Origin of the sequence: Pseudomonas sp. Xaverov 83, from assembly GCF_019352905.1 — a bacterium.
In the GTDB taxonomy this organism is placed as follows: Bacteria; Pseudomonadota; Gammaproteobacteria; order Pseudomonadales; family Pseudomonadaceae; genus Aquipseudomonas; species Aquipseudomonas yamanorum.
This window is the reverse complement of sequence record NZ_JAAAFU010000075.1, coordinates 943371-965210: the sequence shown is the minus strand read 5'-3', so window position 1 is coordinate 965210 and position 21840 is coordinate 943371. Positions and strand designations below refer to the sequence as shown.

Genomic DNA, 21840 nt, shown 5'->3' with positions numbered 1-21840 from the left:
AAGAGCGTTTTGCTTACTTTTGCGCTGTTCAAAAGTGAGCCGCTGTAAGAGCGGAACCCATATCAGCCATTACCCAAATAACGGATATGTACTCAGCCCCCCCAAACCATAAAAACAAACCCGAAACATTGCACTCACTTGAGTCAACCACAACATCGGCCCTAGGTACGCCGCAACATCAACGCCGCCACCGCACAGGCCGCCAACGCCACACAGGCCAGAAAGAACGCATCACTGTAGGCCATCAAAAACGCCTGATGGCGCACACTCTGGTCCAGCAGACTCAGCACCACCTGATGCTCCGGCAACTGCTCCTGCAGCACCCCGTCACCGGGAAGTTGCTGTTGCAGGGCCGAGTCAAACAGCGTCACCGACTCACCGATCCGCGCCGAATGCACCCGCTCGCGCACCACCACCAACTGCGCCAGCAACGCTGTTCCAACGGCGCCCCCCAGATTGCGCAACATCGAGAATACCGCCGACGCCGACCCCGCCTGCGCCTTGGCCAGCCCATGCACGGCCAGCACCGACAACGCCACCATGATCAACGGCTGGCCCATACCCCGCACCACGATCGACGGCACGATCACATTGCTGGCGCTGTCCGCCGACAGGTGTGCACCCATCCAGCAGCCCAAGGCCATGATCGCGAACCCCGAAGCCACCAGCATTTTTGCACTCACCCACTTCATCAACCGCGGCAGAAACGGCGCCATGATCAGTTGCACCAGCCCATACGCAATCAAGCTCACGCCAATTTCACTGGCATTGTAGTGCTGCAATTGCGACAGGTAATTGGGCACCAGAAACACCAGTCCATAAGTGCTGGCGCCGAAGATAAACATCGCCACGCTGGCCACGCCAAAGTTGTAGTGTCCCAACAGCCGCAGGTTGATAAAGGCATGCTTGCCCCACAACTGACGCGCCACAAACCCGATCAAGCCAATCACTGCCAGCAGCGTCATCCACACTATAAAGGGCGAGCCGAACCAGTCCTTGCGCCCGCCCTCCTCCAGCACGATCTGCAACGCGCCCAGGCCCAGCACCATGCAGCCGATGCCCAGCCAGTCGCCCTGGCGCAACAGGCCCAGCTTCATCGGCTGGCGGTCGATGGACCATGCCACCGCCGCCAACAACGCAATCCCCGGGAACAGTTGCAGGTAGAAGATCCAGCGCCAGGAATACGCGTCGGTCAGCCAGCCGCCAATCGACGGCCCGGCGGCCTGGGCCACGCTGTTGGCCAGGCTGAACAAGGCCATGCCCAGCGGGATCTTGCTGGCCGGCAGCTCAGTGATGATCAACTGGAATGACAACGGAATCAGCACCGCGCCGGCCGCGCCCTGCACCACCCGGATCAGGATCATCACTTGCAGGTTGGGCGACAGCGAACACGCCACCGACGCCACCAGGAATACCCCCGAGCCCCACAGCATCACCCGGCGCAGGGAAAACACCTGCACCAGCCACGCCGTGAGGGGAATCATGATGATTTCCGCCACCAGGTAAGCCGTGGAAATCCACGAGCCCTCCTCAAAGGTCGCGCCCAATGCGCCTTCGATTTCCGGCAGCGCGGCGCTGGTGACGTGCACGTTCATCCCGGCCATGAAGCAGCCGAACAGCCCGCCGATCACCGCAACCCAGGCGCGAAACGGCACACGCCCTTCAGCCTCCATGGACATGCTCCTGGCTCGCGGCAGGACGAGTGTCGACCGTGGCGATGACCGACATGCCCGGCAGAACCCGCGATTCGCCAGGCTCCAGGCGGATTTTCACCGGAAACCGCTGGACGATTTTGGTGAAGTTGCCGGTGGCGTTGTCCGGCGGCAGCAAGGCGAACACGGCACCGGAGCCAGGGGCGATGCTTTCCACTTTGCCGTGCCACTGCGCGCCGGCAAAGCTGTCCACCGCGATCTCCACTGACTGCCCCGGCGCCATGTGCTGCAGCTGGGTTTCCTTGTAATTGGCAATCACATAGGCCTGCTCCACCGGCACCAACGCCAACAATGGCAGGCCGGGCATCACGTATTGCTGGCGACGAACCTTGCGCTGGCCCACCACGCCGTCGAAAGGCGCGCGAATCTCGGTGTCCTTCAACGCATTACCGGCCAGGGCGAGATTGGCCTGGGCCTCGCCGATGCGTGCCTGATGCTCGACGATTTGCGCCTGCGCCTGTTGCCGGCGCGCCTGCAACACCTGCAACTGCGCCTGCTGCCGCGCAACTTGGGCGCGGGCTTGTGCCAGGGCCGCCTGGGCTTTGGCCTGGCTGGCACTGACGGTTTCGAGGTGCTGGGCGCTGGCCACCTGTTGTGCGACCAACTCACGATAACGCTGATAATCGAGTCCCGCGCGCCGGGCCTCGGCCTCGCCACTGCTCAACGCCGCCTTTGCCTGGGCAATGCGTTGCTGCTGCTCACCCATTTGCGCATCGAGGGTTTGCAGCGAGGCCTGTTGCGCTGTCGCTGCCGCCTGCACTTGCTGCAACTGCGCCTGGGCGCTGTTCAGGCGCTCGGTAAAATCCCGGTCGTCGATACGCACCAGCACATCGCCGGCCTTGACCGGCTGGTTGTCTTCCACCAGCACCTGGGCCACATACCCGACGATCCGTGGGCTGATGGCGACCCAATCAGCGCGTACATAGGCATCATCGGTTTCTTCCAGAAAACGCCCCCACTGCCACCAATACCCGGCAAAGGCTGCCAGCCCCAGCAACGTAGCGAGGGAAGCCGTGGTCACCAGGGCGCGACGATGGCGTTGCATAACGGTCAGGCGAATCGGTTCAACAGCCTGGTTCATGGCTTGGCTCCATTGACAGCGACAGATAAGGGGGCGGTTGGATCGTCACGCTGCCAGCCGCCACCGAGGGCCTGGAACAGGTCGATCTGGCGATTGATCAGGCGCAGGTCGGACTCGGCCACGCGGGCCTCAAGGCCCACCAGGCTGCGCTCGCTGTCCAGCAGTTGCAGGGCGTCCAGCGCGCCGGCGTGGTAGCCACGGGAGGCCAGGTCGAAGGCGCGGCGGTTGTTGTCCAGCGCGGCGGCCAGGGCCTCGCGCCGCTGCTGTTCGCCCTGGTACAAGGCCATGGCCTGCTCGACCTGCTTCAACGCGTTGAGCACCGTGCCGTCAAACTGCGCCAGGGCCTGGCGTGCTTCGGCCTGGCTCTGCTTGACCCGCGCCTGGGCGATCTGCCGATTGGGAAAGCGCCAGGACACCAGCGGCCCGACGGAATACACCGTCGCGTAGCGGTCACCGAGTTTGCCCAGGCTGCTGGCGGATGAACCGAGCATCGCGCCAAAGGTAATTCGCGGGTAAAGCTCGGCCCGCGACAGGCCCACCGTCAAGGTCGCCAAGCGCAGTTGCCCCTCGGCACGGCGAATATCCGGCCGCCGTTGCACCAGTGACCAGCCCTCGCCCACCGGCAACGCGGCCTGCAACTGCGGGCTGTTGGCACAGCTGCGCGGTGTGACCTGCTCGGGCGGCAACCCGCTGAGCACGGCCAACTCATACAATGCGCTGCTGCGCCGGGCCTTGAACATCGGCAGCGGTGCACGGGTTTCTTCCAGCAGGCCTTGCAAGCGAGTCAGGTCCAGGTCCGTCGCCGCGCCAGCCTTCTGCAGCTTTTGCGTGACCGCGACGCTCTGCTCCAGCAACTGCACCGAGTGCACCTGCACCTGCTCCTGCAATCCATAAACACAGGCCTGGGCATACGCGCGGGCCGTCTGCGCGGCCACCGTCACCCGCAACTCGTCTTCCAGCGCTCGCGCCACCTGGGCATCGGCCCGTGCGGCGGCAATGCGATAACGCACCTCGCCCCACAGGTCGAGGGTGTAGCTCAGGGAAAACTCAGGCGTGTGGCTCCATTCGGCACCGGCATGACCGTTGGTGGCCTGGGCCAGGGTCTGGTCATCCCGGCTGCGACCGTAGGCCAGGCCATAGTCCAGAGAGGTGGACGGCAGGCGCTCGCCGTCCACCTGCTCCAGCCGCGCCAGCAACGCGTCGACATGGGCGGCAGCGGCTTCAAGGTCTTTATTCTGGCGCAAGGCCCGCGCCGCCAGGGCGTCCAGTTGCGGGTCGCGGTACAGCTGCCACCAGCGGGCGGGCAACGCCTCGGCCGACTCGACGGAAAGCCGCGGCGCGGGCTGCGCCGTGACGGTCGACGGCTGGCCGGACACGCCACTGCACCCGGTCAGCACACTCAACAGGGCGATGGGCATCCATGGATGAAAAGAAGGGCTGTGCATCACAAGGCTCGCTCAAGAAGGAGCCTTGCAGATTAGGCAGGTGGCCTGTCCGATTCGCCCGCGTCAGGGCCATGTATCGTCGCTAAACGGACAATAGCGTTACTCGACGCGACACTAAGCCCCCGGCCGGAAATGACTCGGCGGATACCCCAACGACTTGCGAAACATCGCACTGAACGCACTCGGGCTCTGGTAACCATGCTCCAGCGCCACCTCTAAAATCGACACGCCCTGAGCCAGCAACTTCAAGCTCAAGGCCAACCGCGCGCGCTTGCGCCATTCACCGAAACTCATGCCCAGCTCCCGCTGGAACACCCGGCTCAGGGTGCGGGCGCTCATGTTCAGGCTGTCGGCCCAGGATTCCAGGCTGCTGTCGTCAGAGGGGTTGCGGATGAAATGCGTGCACAGCCTGGCTAGCCGTACTTCGCCGGGCACCGGCACGTGCATCGCCACCACCGGCGCGGCGAGCAGTTCCATGCGGATCAACTCGATCATGGCCTGCAGACGCGGGCTGTGGTGCCCGGCAATCTGCGTGGCGGCGACGATCAGCTCCCGCAGCAACGCCGACACTTCGATCACCTGGCAGGTGCGCCCCAGCCCCGGCTCGGCCTCGGGCAACAGGAACAGCGTGCGCATATGCACTTCGCCGGCCATGCGGATTTCGTGCGGGGTTCCGGCCGGCACCCACAGCGCATGCCCGGACGGCACCAGCCAACTGCCCTGGGCGGTGCTCACCACCATCACCCCGGACACGCCATGGATCAGCTGCGCCTGGGCATGGCAATGGGGGTGCACCACGTCGTCGTTGCGGTAATTGTCGGCATAGGCTTCAAGCCAGGGGCGGGGTTGGCGGTTCATCGGATCAGGTCTCGCATCAATCAGGCGTTGATTCTAGCGAAAAGTCCTGTGGCATAAACGATAGATATAGACAGCCATCGTCGCATTCCAGACAGCCGGTGAACTTGTGGCCCACCCTGTCAGTCAGCTAATTGGGCACTCTGAAAAAGGTTGGGTGGGCGATGCGCATTTCATTGGATCAACAGGTGGCGCTGGTAACCGGTGCCAGTTCCGGAATTGGCGCGGGGGCCGCCAAGGCCCTGGCGGAGGCTGGAGCTGCCGTGGTGCTGAACTACAACGCCCAGGCCGCGCCGGCTGAAGCACTGGCGGCGCAGATCAATGCCAACGGTGGCCGGGCGATTGCGATTGGCGCCGATGTGTCGAAAGAAGCCGATGTGGAGCGGCTGTTTGCACAAACCCTAGAGGCTTTCGGGCACCTGGACATCCTGGTAGCCAACTCGGGCATGCAGAAAGACGCCGCTGCCGTCGACATGACCCTCGACGACTGGAACACCGTGATCGGCGTCAACCTCACCGGCCAGTTCCTCTGCGCCCGCGCCGCCTTGCGCATCTTCAATCGCCAGGGCATCCGCGAAGGGGTGTCCCGGGCCGCCGGGAAAATCATCCACATGAGTTCGGTGCATCAGGTGATTCCCTGGGCCGGCCACGTGAATTACGCCGCGTCCAAGGGCGGTGTGGAAATGCTGATGCGCACCTTGGCTCAGGAAGTCAGCCAGCAGCGCATCCGCATCAACGGCGTTGCGCCGGGGGCGATCCGCACGGCCATCAACCGCGCCGCCACCGAAGGCGCGGCCGAGGTGGAGCTACTCAAATTGATTCCCTATGGCCGCGTGGGTGACGTCGAAGATGTCGCCAATGCGGTGGTGTGGCTGGCCAGTGATGCCTCCGACTACGTGGTGGGTAGCACCCTGTTTATTGATGGCGGCATGAGCCTTTATCCGGAGTTTCGTGGCAATGGTTGATCTGAAAAACGAACCACAAAGTGCCATTGATGCCCACGGCATCATCGGCGACATGCGCAGCGCGGCGCTGGTGAACGATAAGGGCAGCATCGATTTTTTCTGCTGGCCGGAGTTCGACAGCCCTTCGATCTTTTGCTCGTTGCTGGACTCCCCCGCCGCCGGCATCTTCCAGCTCACCCCGGACCTGCCCGACGCCCGGCGCGAGCAAATCTACCTGCCGGACACCAACGTGTTGCAAACGCGCTGGTTGAGCAATGAGGCGGTGGTGGAAATCACCGACTTCCTGACCATCAGTGAGGAAGTCGACGACCTACCCATCCTGATTCGTCGGGTACGGGTGGTCAGCGGCAAGGCGCACATCCATATGCGCTGCGCGGTGCGCCATGACTACGCCCGCGCCCAGACCCGGGCGACTCAAGATGACGGCGACGTGTTGTTCGAGGCCGCAGACCAACCCGGCCTGCGCCTGGCTGGCAGCCACGCCATGCAGCTGGAAGGTGATGCCGCCGTGGCAAGCTTTGACCTGGGCCAGGAAGAAGGCGCCGAATTTGTCCTCGGCGGCCTGGACGATGTACGGGTCAAAAACGACTGCACCGACCTGTGCCTGGAGCGCACCCTGAAGTTCTGGCGCGGCTGGATCGCCCAGTCCAACTACCGTGGGCGCTGGCGCGAGATGGTCAATCGCTCGGCCCTGGCCTTGAAGCTTTTGACCTCGCGCAAACACGGTGCAATCCTCGCCGCTGCCACCTTCGGCCTGCCGGAAACACCCGGCGGCGAGCGCAACTGGGACTACCGCTACACCTGGATCCGCGACGCCTCGTTTACCGTCTACGCCTTTATGCGCCTGGGGTTTATCGAAGAAGCCAACGGCTACATGCGCTGGTTGAAAGGCCGTGTGGGTGACTGCTGCGATCAGCCGATGAAAATCAACATCCTGTACGGCATCGACGGCCGCCAGGAGCTGCCGGAAACCGAGCTGAGCCACCTCAGCGGCCACGGCGGTGCGCAACCGGTGCGCATCGGCAACGAGGCCTACGACCAGGTGCAACTGGACATCTACGGTGAGCTGATGGACGCCGTATACCTGGTCAACAAATACGGCGAAGCCATCTCCCACGAGGGCTGGAAACACACGGTGGAAGTGGCCGACCAGGTCTGCGAAACCTGGAACCACAAAGACGTCGGTATCTGGGAAATGCGCGGCGAGCAGCATCACTTCCTGCACTCAAGGCTGATGTGCTGGGTGGCCCTGGACCGGGCGATTCGCCTGGCGTCCAAGCGCTCGCTGCCGGCGCCGTTTGCCCGTTGGGACCAGACCCGCCAGGCGATTTATGCGGATATCTGGAGCAACTTCTGGAACGAAGAACGCGGCCACTTTGTGCAGCATATCGGCAGCACGGCACTGGACGGCTCAATGCTGTTGATGCCACTGGTACGCTTCGTCGCGGCGACGGACCCGCGCTGGTTATCAACGCTGGAAGCGATCCAGAAAAGCCTGGTGCGCGATGGGATGGTTTATCGCTACCGCAACGACGACAGCCAGATTGACGGCTTGCAAGGCACCGAAGGCGCGTTCGCGGCGTGCTCGTTCTGGTACGTGGAATGCCTGGCCCGGGCCGGACAAGTGGAGAAAGCGCATCTGGAGTTTGAACAGTTGCTGCGCTATGCCAACCCGCTGGGGTTATATGCCGAAGAGTTCGATAACCAGGCACGGCATTTGGGGAATACGCCACAGGCGTTGAGCCATTTGGCGCTGATCAGCGCGGCAACGTTCCTGGACCGGAAGTTGAGTGGGGTGAAGACGGTGTGGCAGCCTTGAGGCTGAGCAAAATCTGAAGACAAATGAGTAACCCTGTGGGAGCTGGCTTGCCTGCGATAGCGGTGTTTCAGTCATTGATGTATGAGCTGATCCACCGCCATCGCAGGCAAGCCAGCTCCCACATAGACCGCGCCAGACTTGGAGACGAGGTGCACCCGGTGCACAATGCGGGGTCCTTCGATCCCTGCCAGGATTCCAATGCACCAGGTTCTGCTGATCATCGACATACAACCCTCTTTCAACCCGCCGGACTGGCTGGTGGCCGGCATCAACGCCCTGCTGGCCCGCATGCCCTCAGTGGCCACCGTAGAGCGCCACGACGAAAGCATCACCCCGTTCGCCCGCCAACTCGGCTGGCAGCCGGCGCCCGACGACAACAGCCTGATCGCCGCCGACCATATCTTCATCAAACACGGCTACGCGCCCACGCCCGAGACCATCAGCCACCTCAAAAGCCTAGCGCCGGATCGAGTGCTGGTGTGTGGCATCCAGACTGATACCTGCGTACTCGCGGCCGGGTTTGCGTTGTTCGACGCGGGCTTGCAGCCAACGCTGATCAGCGATTTGACTGTGGGTTCATCGCTGGATCGCTCGGGCAAACTGGGCGCGGATTTGTGGCGGCATCACTTCAAACACGTCATCACCCACGCAGAGATTTAAGTCAGCCCCTCGCCACAGGTTATTTGGCAAACATCACCGTTACCACAAGGCGCGTATTGATCGGCGCTCTGCCGACGCATTACTCGGCGTCACTGCCGACCTGGTCGCCGACGGAAACATCAGTCACGTTAGGCGCCACGTTGTATCGCGGGCCAATGGAAGTCGAGGGCGGCGAGTGGATGTGCCAGATGCGCGACCCTTGGGGTAATTGCATCGGCTTGCGCCAGGCCGGTCTAGACAAGTCAAGCAATTGCAGCCTTTCGAACCACACTCCGTAACCGGTTTGGTCTACAGTTCCAACACTTTCCCTCCCCCCTTGGAGCCTCCATGCCCACCCTCCAAATCCGCACGCCCATGCTCGATATCGCCTACGAAGCCCATGGCCCGGAAGGCGGCGAGGTGGTGATTCTGCTGCACGGTTTTCCCTACGACCCTCGCGGTTATGACGAGATCGCTCCGGTGGTCGCCGCACGTGGCTGCCGGGTGCTGGTGCCGTACCTACGGGGTTATGGCCCGACGCGTTTTATCAACGATCAGGTGATGCGCTCCGGTCAACAAGCGGCGCTGGCCAAGGATTTGCTGGATTTCATGGATGCCCTCTCCATCGATAAAGCCACGCTGGTGGGCTATGACTGGGGCGGACGCGCGGCGTGTATCGTTGCGGCGCTATGGCCTGAACGGGTGCGAGGCCTGGTGACGGGCGATGGCTACAACATCCAAGACATTGCTGCGTCGATCAAGCCTCGGGCGCCGGAAACGGAGCATCGGCTGTGGTATCAGTTTTACCTTCATACCCAACGTGGTGTCGACGGACTGACCGCCAACCGGCGTGAGTTCTGCCAGTTGCTGTGGGCGCTCTGGTCGCCGTCGTGGGCCGAGGGGCCAAGCCTGTATGGCAAGACGGCACCTTCGTTTGATAACCCGGATTTTGTCGAGGTGGTGGTCCACTCTTACCGTCACCGCTTCATGTACGCGCCGGGTGATCCGGCCCTGGAAAGCATCGAGCAGGCGCTGGTGCAGCCACCGCCGATTTCGGTGCCGAGCATCTCGTTGTGCGGCGCCGATGACGGCGTAGGTCCGGCCCCGGTTGAAGATGACGACCTGGAAAATTTCAGCGGGTTTTATCGGCGCGAAGTGTTGGCCGGTGTGGGCCACAATATTCCCCAGGAAGCGCCCCAAGCGACCCTTGAGGCGATCTTCGAATTGCTGAGCCTCAGCCCCCAGCCGAGATCCTGAAGCTGAACACGCTGCCCTGCCCCAGCACGCTTTCAGCCCACAAGGTGCCGCCGTGGGCCTCGATGATGCCGTGGGAAATGTACAACCCCAGGCCGCTGCCGGTGGGGTTGCCCACGCGGGAGGTCCAGTAGCGTTCGAAGATATACGGCAACTGCGCCGGGTCGATGCCGACGCCGTTGTCGCACACCCGGAACAGCACCTCATCGCCCGCGGCCTCGGCAATCACCTCGATCACACCGCCCACCGGAGTGAATTTCAGGGCGTTGCCCAGCAGGTTGGAAAACACCTGGAACAGTCGCTCAGGGTCGGCCTGCACACACAGCCCGGGCGCGGCGCTCCAGGTCAGGTCGACACCCTTGGCTGCCGCCAGCGGCTGCCACATCGAGCAGATCTGTTCCTGAGTCGCGGCCACATCGAGCGATTGCAGCGAAACGCTGTAGCGCCCGGCCTCGATACGCGAGATATCCATCAGGTCTTCCAGCAGGGTGTTCATGCGGGACGTCGCGTTTTGCATGGTTTCAATCGCGGTGGCGAGGCGACGATTGGCCTTGCTGCCGTCAGCGGGCACCAGGCTGCGCATCATGCCGCATTGCATCAGCAGGATCGTCAGCGGGCTGCGCAAGTCATGGGAGACCACTGCCACCAGTTCATCACGCGCCCGTACGGCTTCATGTTCACGCTGCACCTGGCGCGCGAGGTCATGCTCCAGGGCATTGCGCCGCAGGCTCTCCACCGCCAGCAATTCCGAGAGCGACCAGTACAGGGCCTTGCCATCGACCTGCTGCTTCCATAGGTCAAACGACAGGCGCGGACTCAAGGTCGTGCTGCCCGGTTCTTGATGTTTGACCGGCTGGCCGCTCCACTCCACCGTGGACTTGACCTCCGGGCGAAACCACATCATTGCGTTGTCCACCGGCTTGGGCAGACAGAACGCCAACAGGCCGCTGGCGTGGGCCTGATAGGCCGCCGCCGGCGGGAAATCCACAGACAGTTGATGGCTGTGCACCACGCCTTTGCCCTGCCCGCGCACCCACTGGTACAAGGCGTGGATTTCAGCACGTTTGGGGCAAACGCCGAACACATGCAGACGCTCTTCCACCAATATCGCCAGGCCACCGGCGGCCGCCAGGTTCAGCAACGTTTGCGCGTACGGCAGCAGGCTTTCCATCACATCGCACTCAACGGCCGTCATGGCCGCGACCAACTCTTCGACCATGGCGGCCTTGTCGCGTTGTTGGCGGCGCTCCTGCTGCTCCTGGAGCAACGTGATCTGCATCGACAACAACTGGCCGATGCTGGTGCACGCCGTGCGCAGTTCATGGGGCACACGCAACGGCTCACGGTGACCGCAAGTGATCAGGCCCCAGAGCTGGTCGTCCTTGAGCAGCGAAATGCTCATGGAGGAACGCACGCCCATGTTTTTCAGATAGTGACAGTGCACCGGCGACACGCTGCGCAATACGGCGAAGCTGAGGTCCAGGGGCTGGCCGTTGTCGGGGCGCAAGGCCGGCAGGATCGGCACCGGCTGGTACTCGGCGTCGGGAATCACGCGGATCCAGTTCAGCCGGTACAACTCACGAGCCTGGGGCGGGATGTCCGAAGCAGGGAAACATAATCCCAGGTACGGCTGCATGCCCTCGCTGAGGGCCTCACCGATGACCTTGCCATGGCCTTCCTGCTCGAAGCGGTACAAGGTGACCCGGTCATACCCGGTGAGGCTGCGAATCTCGGTGACGCAGGTCTGGTACAAACTTTCCAGCGTCTTGGCTGACTGCAAGCGGCGCAGCGTGCGGGCGAGTTGCCCCACGGCGCGGTGCTCAAGGGCCATGGTCCGCTCCAGCTCGAGAAACAGCAGCCCCTGATGACGATGCAGAAGGATGTCGTAGGCGTACCCATCAAGCGTCAGTTGATGCACCTCCTCTTCATCGGCGTCCAGGTCCGCCAGGGCACGGCTCACCTGCACTGCGGCCTTGCTACCCAGCACACTGGCCAGCGCCTGGCCCGACGCACTTTCCGCGCCCAGGCCCAGGGCGACGGTCAGGTTGCTGCTGGCTTGCAGTACCTCAAGCGCCGGTTCGCTCAGCGTCAACAACAAGCCGTGCGGCTGGATCGATCCGGGAATGTGGATGGGTTCGTTGGCGCAGTCGTCTATCAGCGTATCGACCGTGCTCATCGCAGCACTCCGCAATGATCCAGCCACTGCTCGAAACAGAGGAAGGTCGACTCGGCAACCTCCACCGCTTCCAGGCGTTCGGCCGGGGATTGCAGCGGGTACAGGCAATCAAGAAAGCGCTGCCACAGTGCGCTGGTTTGTGCTCCGTACACATTCATGAACGCCCCGCCATTGATGGAGCCGACACCAATCTTGATCTCGATCAGGTTGCGCAACACCTGGCCACCGAGGGTTGCGCCTTCCAGCACGTAGAGGGCGCCCAGGGCCTGGGCCACGTTGGTGATGGCGGGCAGTTCGGAGCACAACGGCAAGGCGTCGATCTGCGAGTTTTCCAGGCCCAGCGCCAGCAAATCCGCCTGCAAGTACGGGGTTTTGCTACGCCGCCCCCATTCCAGGTCAGGGATGATTTCACCCCACGGCGCCAGGGCTCGCTCCAGCGGCTGATAGAAGCCGTAATAGGCGCTCATCAGCTCGCGGTACAGCGCCAGGTCCATGCGGGAAAACGGCAGACGGGTATCGAGGCGTCGGTGCAGCGCAGCGGTCGCCGCGCGTAGTTCGACAAGGACAGGAGGTAGTGAATTCATGAGCTGTGCGCACGCCGGGAAGGTTCAAAACCGCGACGTAGAGGCCTGGGATCAAGACACTGCGCAATGGACTGTGGGTAACATAGCACCTTGATACAAAAACGTACCTATTCGTTCAAGCAGGCCCTGCTTCAACCGGGGGCGCAAAACCGTTCGCGGTAGGCCTGGGGCGTGATCGACACCGCCCGCAGGAAGCTGCGGCGCATGGTTTCTTCGCAGCCAAATCCGCAGTGCACCGCAATGCGTTTGATCGACGCGCTACTGTCCGCCAACTGCCGGCGGGCGGTTTCCACGCGGATCAGTTCGACGGCCCGCGCGGGCGTCTGGCCGGTTTCGGCGCGGTAGTGGCGCACAAAGCTGCGCTCGCTCATGCCCGCCTGGGCGGCCAGTGTGGCAACGTTCAAATCGAGGGTCAGGTGTTCGGCGATCCAGGCGTGCAACTCCGCAAAACGGCTGCCGCCCTTTTGCAGGGACAACGTCACGCTGAACTGCGACTGCCCACCGGGCCGCTTGAGAAACACCACCAGGTGCCGCGCCACTTCCAGCGCCACGGCGCGACCCAGGTCCTCTTCCACCAGTGCCAGGCACAAGTCGATGCCGGCGGTCACGCCGGCCGAGGTCCACAGGTTGCCCTGCTGGATGAAAATCGGATTGGCTTCCACCGTCAGCTGTGGGTATTTGCGCGCGAGTTCTTCGCAGCGAGTCCAGTGGGTCGCCACGCGGCAGCCGTCGAGCAAACCACTGGCGGCCAGCAGAAAGGCGCCAGTGCACACCGAGGTCATGCGCCGTGACCGGGTGGCTTTTTGGCGCACCCAGTCCACCAACGCCGGGTCTTCGGCGGCCCCGTACACGCCCCAACCGCCCGCGATCACCAGCGTGTCGCACGGCGCATCGGCGGCCGGCAACGGCTCGGCCACCAGGGCCAGGCCCGCCGAGGTCATCACTGGCTCTGCCTGCGCGGCAATCACACTGACCGCATAGGGCAATGGCAAACCCTGCTGGCGCGCCAGGTCGTTAGCCGAGGCAAACACTTGCAGGGGCCCGGTGACGTCTAGGACCTGCACATTGGGAAAGGCGAGCACGTTGATGACTTTGGGCATGATTGGCGTAATTCGTGGGCTCAATGGCGTATGCGCCAAAGACTAGGTGACTAGAGTGAAGCCGTCCATCCCTTTATCAGGAGCAGTCCCCATGACCTTGCAGATCGGCTTTTTGTTGTTCCCCGGTATCCAGCAACTGGACCTCACCGGGCCTTACGACGTATTGGGATCGCTGCCGGATGTGAAGCTGCATCTGGTGTGGAAGGACCTGGCGCCCGTCACCGCCAGCACCGGTCTGGTGTTTACCCCCAGCACCACCTATGACGAGTGCCCGAGGCTGGATGTGATTTGCGTACCTGGCGGCTCGGGCGTCGGGGCGTTGATGGAAGATGAGCAAACCCTGGCGTTTCTCCAGGCACAAGCCCATACCGCGCGTTACGTGACCTCGGTGTGCACCGGCTCCCTGGTGCTGGGTGCGGCGGGCTTGCTGCGAGGGCGTCGCGCGACCACCCACTGGGCCTACCACGACCTGCTCGCCCCGCTGGGCGCGATCCCGGTGCAGGAGCGCGTGGTGCGTGACGGCAACCTGTTGACCGGGGGCGGGATCACCGCCGGGATCGACTTTGCCCTGACCCTGGCGGCCGAGTTGTACAGCGAAGCGGCAGCGCAACTGGTGCAGTTGCAGATTGAATATGCACCTGCCCCGCCGTTCAATGCAGGCCGGCCGGAAACCGCGCCGCCGCATGTACTGGAGGAAGCCCGCAAACGCACCGCCGAGTCGCGCAAGACACGAGGTGAAATCGTGGCACGGGCGGCGGCGCGGCTGGGTTAAGCATTCGCATGCCCGTGGCGGTCGGCGGGCACCAGATGCCCGATCGTTCCGTCCCCATAGGCCCGCTCCACTTTGGAAATCACCACGTGATAGCCGCCGTACCACCGGCGGTACAGACGCTTGGCTTCCAGATGGGTCGGGTGGCTGGCAAAGGCACGGATTGACGCTTCATCACGCCAATAATAACTGGCGTTGATCAAACGCCCATCCGTCGAGCGCCACGACTCGGCCCCCACGTATCCCGGCAGCCTTGCCGCCAGTGCGTCGATCAAATCCGTGAGGCGCTGGAACTCGTCATCCCGTTCACCAGGCTTGTAGATAAAGGCTGCGATGTACATGGGTAACGTCCTTTTATAAGTGGGATTTCACGTCGGGCGAGACATCAATGCCAACCGCACGGCCAGCACCATCAGTACGGTCGCCAGGCCCCATTTCTGTAAGCCTGCGCTGCCTGATTTGCCGGCAAAAAACCGGCTGAGCGCCCCGCCGAAGATCCCCAGCACGGTATGAAATACACCGCTGATCAATGTCAGGATGATCCCCAGCACCACCAGTTGCAGCGCGATGGGCCCCGCCTTGGGGCTGACGAACTGCGGCAGGAACACCATGAAAAACAGCAACGCCTTGGGGTTGAGCAAACTGTTGAGCATCGCCCGCACAAACACCCGGCCCAGCGGCACGCGGCTGACGTGGGCCGTGTCCAGGGCGGGCGTTTTCTGCAGGGTCTTGAACACCAGCCACAGCAGGTACAACACCCCGGCGTAGCGAATCAGGTCGAAGGCCGGCGGCCAACTGGCGACCAGTGCGGTCACGCCGGTCGCGGTCAATGCCGTGAGCAGCAGGTCCGCAACGCTGATGCCCAACCCGGACGCCACGCCGCCACGCCAGCCATAGGTCACGCCGTGGCTGATGACGAAAGCCATGTTCGGCCCCGGGGATAACAACAGCAGCAGGACTGCGCCAGAGAAAACAGCCAGGGTTGCGAGGTCGATCATGCTCAAGCCATCCACCGGGAAAGCCTGTAGATTAATCAGCTCACCTGATACAAACAAAAAATTGATCTAGATACGCTTTACACGGGAACGCACCATGGCTCAGGTCCGCTACAAACTGATCGTCGATGAACTGGCCACGCGGATTCGCGCCGGAAAATTGCCGCCGGGCACCCAGTTGCCGACCGTGCGCAGCCTGATGAACAGCCATCGCATTGCTCTGGCGACGGCGTTGCGGGTGTACAGCGAGCTGGAGGCCAGTGGTCTGGTAGTGGGCGAGCCAGGGCGCGGCACGTTTGTGCGCGATACCACCCTGCTGCGAGGCATGGGCCTGGTTCAACAACCGCTGCAACCGGGCACCGTGGACCTGAGCCTGAACTACCCTTCGCTGCCCGGCCAGGCCGAAATGCTGCGAGACGGTTTGCGCGCCATCGCCGCCTCGGGCGACCTCGATGCCCTGCTGCATTCTGCCCCTCAGGGTGGCCGCGCCCATGAGCGGCAGACGGCGGCGCGGCACTTGCGTAATCGGCAGATTCGCGTGGGTGGCGAGCAGGTGCTGATCGTCAACGGGGCGCAGCAAGGTCTCTCTGTCAGCCTGATGGCGTTGCTGCAACCGGGGGATGTGTTGGCGGTTGATGCGCTGACGTATCCCGGGTTGAAAACCCTGGCCCAGTCCCAGCGCATAGACCTGGAGCCTCTACCGCAACCGGCTGGCCATACTGATCTGGATGCACTGGAGGCCTTGTGCAAACGGCGGCCGGTACGGGCGTTTTACTGCATGCCCACCCTGCACAATCCGCTGGGCACGGTGATGAGCGAAACCGACCGCCAACGCCTTGCAGTGTTGGCTGAGCGCTACGATTTTCTACTGATCGAAGACGGCGCCTACGCCTTTCTCGCAGAGCCCGCCCCCAAGCCGTTGTTCACCTATGCGCCGTTGCGCACGGTATACGTGTCCGGCCTGTCGAAGAGCGTAGCGTCGGGGTTGCGGGTAGGGTTTATCGTGGCGCCCCAAGCGTGGGTACCGGCGCTGGAGCAAGCGATTCGCGTCTCGACCTGGAGCACACCGACGCTCACGGTGAACCTGGCGTGCCGTTGGATCGAGTCCGGCGCGGTGGATACGCTGGAGGAACAGAAGCGTCAGGATGCGCGCCAACGCCAGGCGCTGGCCCGGGAGGTATTGCGAGGGTGTGAGGTGATTGCGCATCCGGCGTCGTATTACCTGTGGCTGGTGTTGCCCGAAGGTCTGCGGGCGGATGCTGTGGTGGCCGCGCTGGAGGGCCAGGGTGTGCGCGTCACCAGTGCAGAGCCGTTCGCCTGTACGGCCCATGTGCCGCATGCGTTGCGGGTGGCGTTGGGGTCGATTGATTTGGCGACGTTGAGATTAGCCTTGGGGAAAATTCGCGAGACAATTCGGATATGAATAAAGGGCCAGCAGGCTAAATCCCTTTGATTTGCGGGACGTTTCCGAGACAATCTTTCGGCCTTGTGCCTGTCGGAACCGGTGGCTAGTCTTCGCCCCTTCACTGCTCATCAGTGAACGGGTTTAGTCGCCCGAACCTTCACAAGGCGCATGGTTTCATCATGAGGTTTTATGGTGGCTGTGCGCAGGGCACCTTCGGGTGCGCCGGATTTTCCTTGTGGCCGGTCGACTAACCTGCGTACAGCCGCCACCCATCGTTTAGTCGCGATGGGGGCCGGCTCCTGGTCTCATAAGGAGTTACACCATGAATAAAGCCGTCCCCGACCCACCCAGCGACCTGCTGAAAAACCGCGCCGCGTTCAATCGCGCACTCGAACACTACCTGCCTTCCCAGGGTTTCCACACCGTCAACGAAGACCTGAGTTTCGAGGACGCCCTGCTCTACACCGCCAGCCTGCTCAGCAGCGCCTCGGCCACCGCCCTCGACTGCGGCGAACTGCTGCAAAGCCCCGAGCGGGCGAAGTTGTTGGCGGTGTGGCATTTGCTGGAAATTGCCAAGACCACCGTCGACCGCTCGATTGAGTGTTTGCACCTGCGCAAGGCTTAGCCGCAACCCCGTCAAGCCTGTGTGGGTTTGTGCATCCCGCCAAATCCACACGGCAACGATTGCCCAATCCTCTGGCCAACGCATAGAATGCGAACCGTTATCAATTAAGACGCCCGCGCCAGGATGCCCATGTCGAGCGACCACCCACTGGATCATGCCGCCATCGGCCAGCTCTACCATGCCCATCACTCCTGGCTGCGCGGCTGGTTGAGCCGGCGTACGGGCTGCCGTGAGCACGCCGCCGACCTGGCGCAGGAAACCTTCGTGCGCCTGCTCAATGCGCGCAAGCAGCAAGCCTTGCTGCAACCCCGCGCCTACCTGAGCAGCATCGCCCGCAGCCTGATGATCGACCAGTATCGCCGCCGCGAACTGGAGCGTGCCTATCTGGAGAGTCTCGCGCATTTCCCGGAAGTCGAGGTGCCGTCGGAAGAAACCCGCCTGCTGATCCTCGACAGCCTGGAGCGCATCGACCGCCTGCTGGACCAACTCAAGCCACGGGTGCGCGAAGCGTTTTTGCTGGCGCAACTGGACGGCCTGACCTGCCAACAGATCGCCCTGCGCCTGGGGGTGTCCAAGGCCACCGTGGAGCGCGACCTGGCCAAGGCACTGCACGCCTGTTATCGGTTGCGTTATGCCGAAGGCTAATCCGCCATTGGTGGACCAGGCGATCCAGTGGATGATCAAGCTGCGGTTCAATATTGCCGATGACGCCACCACGGCCGCCTTCGAACGCTGGCTTGAAACCAGTGGCGATCACCAGCAGGCCTGGCAACGGGTCTCGTCGATGAGTGACGAGTTTGCGCAGTTGCCGGCACAGGTCGGCCGCCATGCCTTGCAAGGTGCCCGCCAACGCATCAGCCGCCGTGAAGGGTTGAAGTTGCTCGGGCTGTTCGCCGGTGCCGCAGGGCTGACATGGTTCGGCCGCGACTACACGCCATTGCCCGGCCTGCTGGCCGACTACCGCACCGCCACCGGAGAGCGGCGTTGGGTAGCCCTCGACGATGGCAGCCGTATCCAGCTCAACAGTGCCAGCGCCATCGACACAGTCTTCAACACCGAAAGGCGTCTGGTGCAGTTGCGCCAAGGTGAAATCCTGATCGACATGGGCGCCGACGGTAGCGCGCCACGGCCCTTCTGGGTGCAAACCCGCGACGGTTATCTGCGCGCCTTGGGCACCCGGTTCATGGTGCGCGAGGAGCCCCACGGCACCTTGCTCGCCGTGCAAAAAGGCAGCGTCGCGGTATTCGCCGACAGCCATCAGGCCAGCGCACGTGGGGTGATACAGCCCGGCGAGCAGATGCTGTTTGATCGAAACGGCTTGCGTCCACCCGCCACCACGGGCCTGGATCCCTGGGCCTGGAGCGACGGTGTGATCAGCGCTCACAACATGCGTCTGGACGATTTCCTCGCGGAGCTGAGCCGTTACCGCAATGGGCTGGTGCGCTGCAGCGAAGCGGTTGCCGGCCTGCGTGTGTCCGGGACTTACCAGTTGGACGATACCGATCAGGTCCTGACCCTGGTGGCACAGGCACTGTCGGTGAACATCACCTATCGCAGCCGTTATTGGGTGACCGTCGCAGCTCGTGCATGACCTTCCGAAAATAAATGAGGTGAATTCTCATCTTCGCTCGACCTGTAAGGAAAGGCCGATCAACAGGCCGATTCTGTCCACTTCCTTCAGGAGCATTCCGCGGTCATGCAAGCGTTCCCCTCCAAGCGTTCTCCCCTCAAGCATGCGGTGCACGCCGCCCTGCTCGGTGCCTGCCTGAACGGCAGCGTCCTGCCCCTGGCCGTCATGGCGCAAACGCCTGCCAGCGACACCCAGGCCCGTGACTGGAACATCGCACCCGGCCCATTGGCCACGGTGCTCGACCAGTTTGCGCGCCAGGCGAGTATCAGCCTGTCCTATGACGCCACCAGCGTCGCCGGCAAGACCAGCCCCGGCCTCAACGGCGCGCTGGACAGCCAACAGGCCTTGAGCCAATTGATCCAGGGCCAGGGCTTGCAAGCCCAACGCCAGAGCAACAACACCTGGCTGCTGTTGCCGCAAGTCGCGGACACCGGCGCGCTGAACCTGGGTGCCACCACCGTAACCGGCGAACACCTCGGCGTCACCACTGACGGCAGCGGTTCCTACACCACCGGCGCGGTGACCATCGGCAAGGGCGCCCACAGCCTGCGGGAAACACCGCAATCGGTCAGCGTCATGACCCGCAAGCTGATCGACGACCAGAACATCACCACCATCGATCAATTGCTGGAACACACCCCGGGCATCACCACCTACGACTCACCTATGGGTGGCAAGTATTTCTATTCCCGTGGTTTCAAGATGCTCGGCCAATACCAGTTCGACGGTGTGCCGTTGGACATCGGCAAAGACTACGTACAGGCCGACAGCTTCACCGCCAACATGGCGATCTATGACCGGGTGGAAGTGCTCAAGGGCGCAGCCGGCATGCTCAAGGGCGCCGGCACCGCCAGTGGTGCGGTGAACTTCGTGCGCAAGCGGCCACAAGACAAACCCACCACCAGCCTGTCGCTGTCTGCCGGCACCTGGGACAACTACCGCGCCGACGTCGATACCGGCGGCCCGCTCAATGACAGCGGCACCGTACGCGGCCGCGCCGTGGTCAGCCAACAGAACCGTGGCTCGTACATGGACGTCTCCAAGCGCCAGGACCAAGCTGTCTACCTCGCACTGGATGTTGACCTCTCGCCCGACACCACCCTGGGCATCGGTGCCAGCTACGAAGATGTCGATGCAACGCCCTGCTGGGGCGGTGTGCCGCGCTACAGCGACGGCAAGAGCATCGGCCTGAGCCGTTCCACCTGCCTGGGCCAGGCCTGGAACGACTGGCAGAGCCAACGCACTACGCTGTTTGCCGACCTCACCCACCACTTCAACGACGACTGGCAACTCAAGGTCACGGCGGTGAACAGCCGCAACCTGCAAGACATCAAATACGCCGCCAGCCAAGGCACCGTGAAGTACGGTGATCCGGCGCCAACCGCTGAGATGTACGCTGCGCTGTTTGACTACGACCACCGGGATTTCGGACTGGATGCCTACCTGGACGGTAAGTTCGAAGCGTTCGGTTTGCAGCATGAACTCATCATCGGCGCCAATGGTAGCCGTGGCACCCAGGACGATGTCTACGCGATCCGGAGCCTGCCCGACCGGCAAAGTATCTTCCTGCCCAACCACCACTTCCCGCAGCCCGCCAACGATACCTTCTGGCCCAACATGTACCGGGGCGGCACCGTCAAGGAAACCGCCACCCAGTACGGTACCTACGCCACTTTGCGCCTGAGGCTGGCCGAGCCATTGATGGTGGTGCTCGGCAGTCGCGTCAGCTGGTTCGAAAACCGCCGCCAGTCGAATAACCTCGCCTGGGGCGAATGGGCCCTGCAGGACGCACGCACCAAGGAAACCGGTGAAGTCACGCCGTTCGCCGCGGTGATCTATGACCTCGACGACAACCTTTCGGTGTACGCCAGCTACGCCGATATCTTCCAGCCACAAAGCTCCAACGCCACGGTGACTGGCGCCGCCCTCAAGCCCAAAATCGGCGAAAACTACGAGCTGGGCATCAAGGGCGAATGGTTTGAGGGGCGCCTCAACAGCTCGCTGGCATTGTTCCGCGCTATCGAGAAAAACGCCGCCGAAACCGACTACACCACCCAATGCGGTACCTCGGCAGACGGCTATTGCTACACCGACACTGGCAAGGTTCGCGCACAAGGTGTCGAAGCCGAGTTGAGTGGCGAGTTGCTGGAACGCTTGCAAGTGGCGGGCGGCTACACCTACACCCAGACCAAGAATCTCAACAACATCAACAGCGCCGCAATTGGCGCGGTCGCAAACAGCTACGTGCCGCGACACATGCTGCGCTTGTGGGGCGATTATCAGCTGGACGGAACACTGTCGAAATGGAGCGTCGGCACCGGCGTCAACGCCCAGAGCAGCAACTACCGAATTCAAGGCATCAAACTGGAACAAGCCGGTTATGCGGTATGGAATGCGCGGTTGGCGTACCGGGTCGATGACACATGGACGGTGGCGCTGAACGGTAACAATCTCTTCGACAAAAATTACTATCAGACGGTGGGAACGGCTGACTGGGGTAATTTCTACGGCGAACCGCGCAACTTCACCGTCAGTTTGAAAGGCAATTTTTAAGGTTAGTACCGCCTCAATGTGGTGACGGACTCACGTCCTCACCACTCGTCGCTTGTCCCCGAAAAACCCCGCGTCCTACCTCCGTCAAAAAAAGGTTTTCCTCCCCGGCAGGAAATTTCCCAAATTTGTTCCTACACTCCAAAACGCCAGCATTTTGTTCTCGAAGAACCCGAGAACCCGACCTAGACAGTCAACAATTTGTCACGTAGATGATTAGATAATGTGTCTAGATC

General features: G+C 62.7%; 20 protein-coding genes. 10 read left to right on the top strand and 10 right to left on the bottom strand.

Features of this window, described 5'->3' with window-relative positions; all coding sequences use genetic code 11:
- Positions 1–161: 161 nt before the first annotated feature.
- The 4 genes from K0H47_RS25715 to K0H47_RS25700 all read right to left on the bottom strand — a co-directional run bounded on the left by K0H47_RS25715 (position 162) and on the right by K0H47_RS25700 (position 5096).
- Positions 162–1673, bottom strand: a complete 1512-nt coding sequence (locus K0H47_RS25715; protein ID WP_177026979.1) for an MDR family MFS transporter — start codon at positions 1671–1673, stop codon at positions 162–164.
- Positions 1663–2793, bottom strand: coding sequence for an HlyD family secretion protein (locus tag K0H47_RS25710; protein ID WP_218263795.1), 1131 nt, complete (start codon positions 2791–2793; stop codon positions 1663–1665). Before K0H47_RS25710 ends, K0H47_RS25715 begins: the two co-directional genes overlap by 11 nt.
- A complete protein-coding gene (locus K0H47_RS25705; RefSeq protein WP_063028492.1) occupies positions 2790–4238 on the bottom strand; it encodes an efflux transporter outer membrane subunit in 1449 nt (482 codons plus the stop codon). Before K0H47_RS25705 ends, K0H47_RS25710 begins: the two co-directional genes overlap by 4 nt.
- 114 nt (positions 4239–4352) lie before the next feature.
- Entirely contained in the window at positions 4353–5096 is a 744-nt protein-coding gene (locus K0H47_RS25700) for a helix-turn-helix domain-containing protein (protein WP_063028491.1), read from the bottom strand.
- Between the two features lie 161 nt (positions 5097–5257).
- On the opposite strand from K0H47_RS25700, the gene K0H47_RS25695 reads away from it, so the two are divergent.
- The 3 genes from K0H47_RS25695 (at position 5258) to K0H47_RS25685 (ending at position 8537) form a co-directional block, all read left to right on the top strand.
- Positions 5258–6058 carry a glucose 1-dehydrogenase gene (locus K0H47_RS25695; RefSeq protein ID WP_063028490.1) on the top strand — a complete coding sequence of 267 codons (801 nt, stop codon included), beginning with the start codon at positions 5258–5260 and terminating at the stop codon, positions 6056–6058.
- Entirely contained in the window at positions 6051–7877 is a 1827-nt protein-coding gene (locus tag K0H47_RS25690; protein WP_063028488.1) for a glycoside hydrolase family 15 protein, read from the top strand. Before K0H47_RS25695 ends, K0H47_RS25690 begins: the two co-directional genes overlap by 8 nt.
- Positions 7878–8075: 198 nt before the next feature.
- Complete coding sequence (locus K0H47_RS25685) at positions 8076–8537, top strand: cysteine hydrolase family protein (protein WP_219273826.1); 462 nt, start codon at positions 8076–8078, stop codon at positions 8535–8537.
- Between the two features lie 79 nt (positions 8538–8616).
- On the opposite strand, the gene K0H47_RS31220 is transcribed toward K0H47_RS25685, so the two are convergent.
- Positions 8617–8751 carry a hypothetical protein gene (locus K0H47_RS31220; RefSeq protein WP_257626732.1) on the bottom strand — a complete coding sequence of 45 codons (135 nt, stop codon included), beginning with the start codon at positions 8749–8751 and terminating at the stop codon, positions 8617–8619.
- A gap of 113 nt (positions 8752–8864) precedes the next feature.
- On the opposite strand from K0H47_RS31220, the gene K0H47_RS25680 reads away from it, so the two are divergent.
- Positions 8865–9773: an alpha/beta fold hydrolase gene (locus K0H47_RS25680; RefSeq protein ID WP_218263792.1), complete on the top strand. Its 909-nt coding sequence runs from the start codon at positions 8865–8867 to the stop codon at positions 9771–9773.
- Here the strand turns inward: K0H47_RS25680 and K0H47_RS25675 are convergent.
- The 3 genes from K0H47_RS25675 to K0H47_RS25665 form a co-directional block, all read right to left on the bottom strand.
- The gene (locus K0H47_RS25675; RefSeq protein WP_218263791.1) at positions 9751–11946 is read right to left on the bottom strand and encodes an ATP-binding protein; all 2196 of its coding nucleotides are present in this window, start codon (positions 11944–11946) and stop codon (positions 9751–9753) included. The two genes, K0H47_RS25680 and K0H47_RS25675, sit on opposite strands and share 23 nt — an antisense overlap.
- Positions 11943–12530, bottom strand: coding sequence for a biliverdin-producing heme oxygenase (locus K0H47_RS25670; protein WP_177026985.1), 588 nt, complete (start codon positions 12528–12530; stop codon positions 11943–11945). Before K0H47_RS25670 ends, K0H47_RS25675 begins: the two co-directional genes overlap by 4 nt.
- Positions 12531–12661: 131 nt before the next feature.
- A complete protein-coding gene (locus K0H47_RS25665) occupies positions 12662–13630 on the bottom strand; it encodes a GlxA family transcriptional regulator (protein ID WP_219273825.1) in 969 nt (322 codons plus the stop codon).
- 91 nt (positions 13631–13721) lie between these two features.
- On the opposite strand from K0H47_RS25665, the gene inhA reads away from it, so the two are divergent.
- A complete protein-coding gene (gene inhA, locus K0H47_RS25660; protein WP_219273824.1) occupies positions 13722–14402 on the top strand; it encodes an isonitrile hydratase in 681 nt (226 codons plus the stop codon).
- Here the strand turns inward: inhA and K0H47_RS25655 are convergent.
- On the bottom strand, positions 14399–14740 hold the full coding sequence (locus K0H47_RS25655) for an antibiotic biosynthesis monooxygenase (RefSeq protein WP_063028474.1): 342 nt from the start codon (positions 14738–14740) through the stop codon (positions 14399–14401). The genes inhA and K0H47_RS25655 overlap by 4 nt on opposite strands.
- Before the next feature lie 27 nt (positions 14741–14767).
- Entirely contained in the window at positions 14768–15397 is a 630-nt protein-coding gene (locus tag K0H47_RS25650; protein ID WP_063028472.1) for a LysE family translocator, read from the bottom strand.
- A gap of 94 nt (positions 15398–15491) precedes the next feature.
- On the opposite strand from K0H47_RS25650, the gene K0H47_RS25645 reads away from it, so the two are divergent.
- The 5 genes from K0H47_RS25645 (at position 15492) to K0H47_RS25625 (ending at position 21607) form a co-directional block, all read left to right on the top strand.
- Positions 15492–16817: a PLP-dependent aminotransferase family protein gene (locus K0H47_RS25645; RefSeq protein ID WP_219273823.1), complete on the top strand. Its 1326-nt coding sequence runs from the start codon at positions 15492–15494 to the stop codon at positions 16815–16817.
- Positions 16818–17121: 304 nt separating this feature from the next.
- On the top strand, positions 17122–17424 hold the full coding sequence (locus K0H47_RS25640; RefSeq protein WP_017476852.1) for a DUF6124 family protein: 303 nt from the start codon (positions 17122–17124) through the stop codon (positions 17422–17424).
- A 129-nt stretch (positions 17425–17553) separates the two neighbouring features.
- Positions 17554–18069: a sigma-70 family RNA polymerase sigma factor gene (locus tag K0H47_RS25635; RefSeq protein WP_093207812.1), complete on the top strand. Its 516-nt coding sequence runs from the start codon at positions 17554–17556 to the stop codon at positions 18067–18069.
- Positions 18056–19015: a FecR domain-containing protein gene (locus K0H47_RS25630; RefSeq protein ID WP_063028466.1), complete on the top strand. Its 960-nt coding sequence runs from the start codon at positions 18056–18058 to the stop codon at positions 19013–19015. Before K0H47_RS25635 ends, K0H47_RS25630 begins: the two co-directional genes overlap by 14 nt.
- A 105-nt stretch (positions 19016–19120) precedes the next feature.
- Positions 19121–21607 (top strand): TonB-dependent receptor, encoded by a 2487-nt coding sequence (locus K0H47_RS25625; RefSeq protein ID WP_063028464.1) that lies wholly within the window; start codon positions 19121–19123, stop codon positions 21605–21607.
- Positions 21608–21840 lie beyond the last annotated feature (233 nt).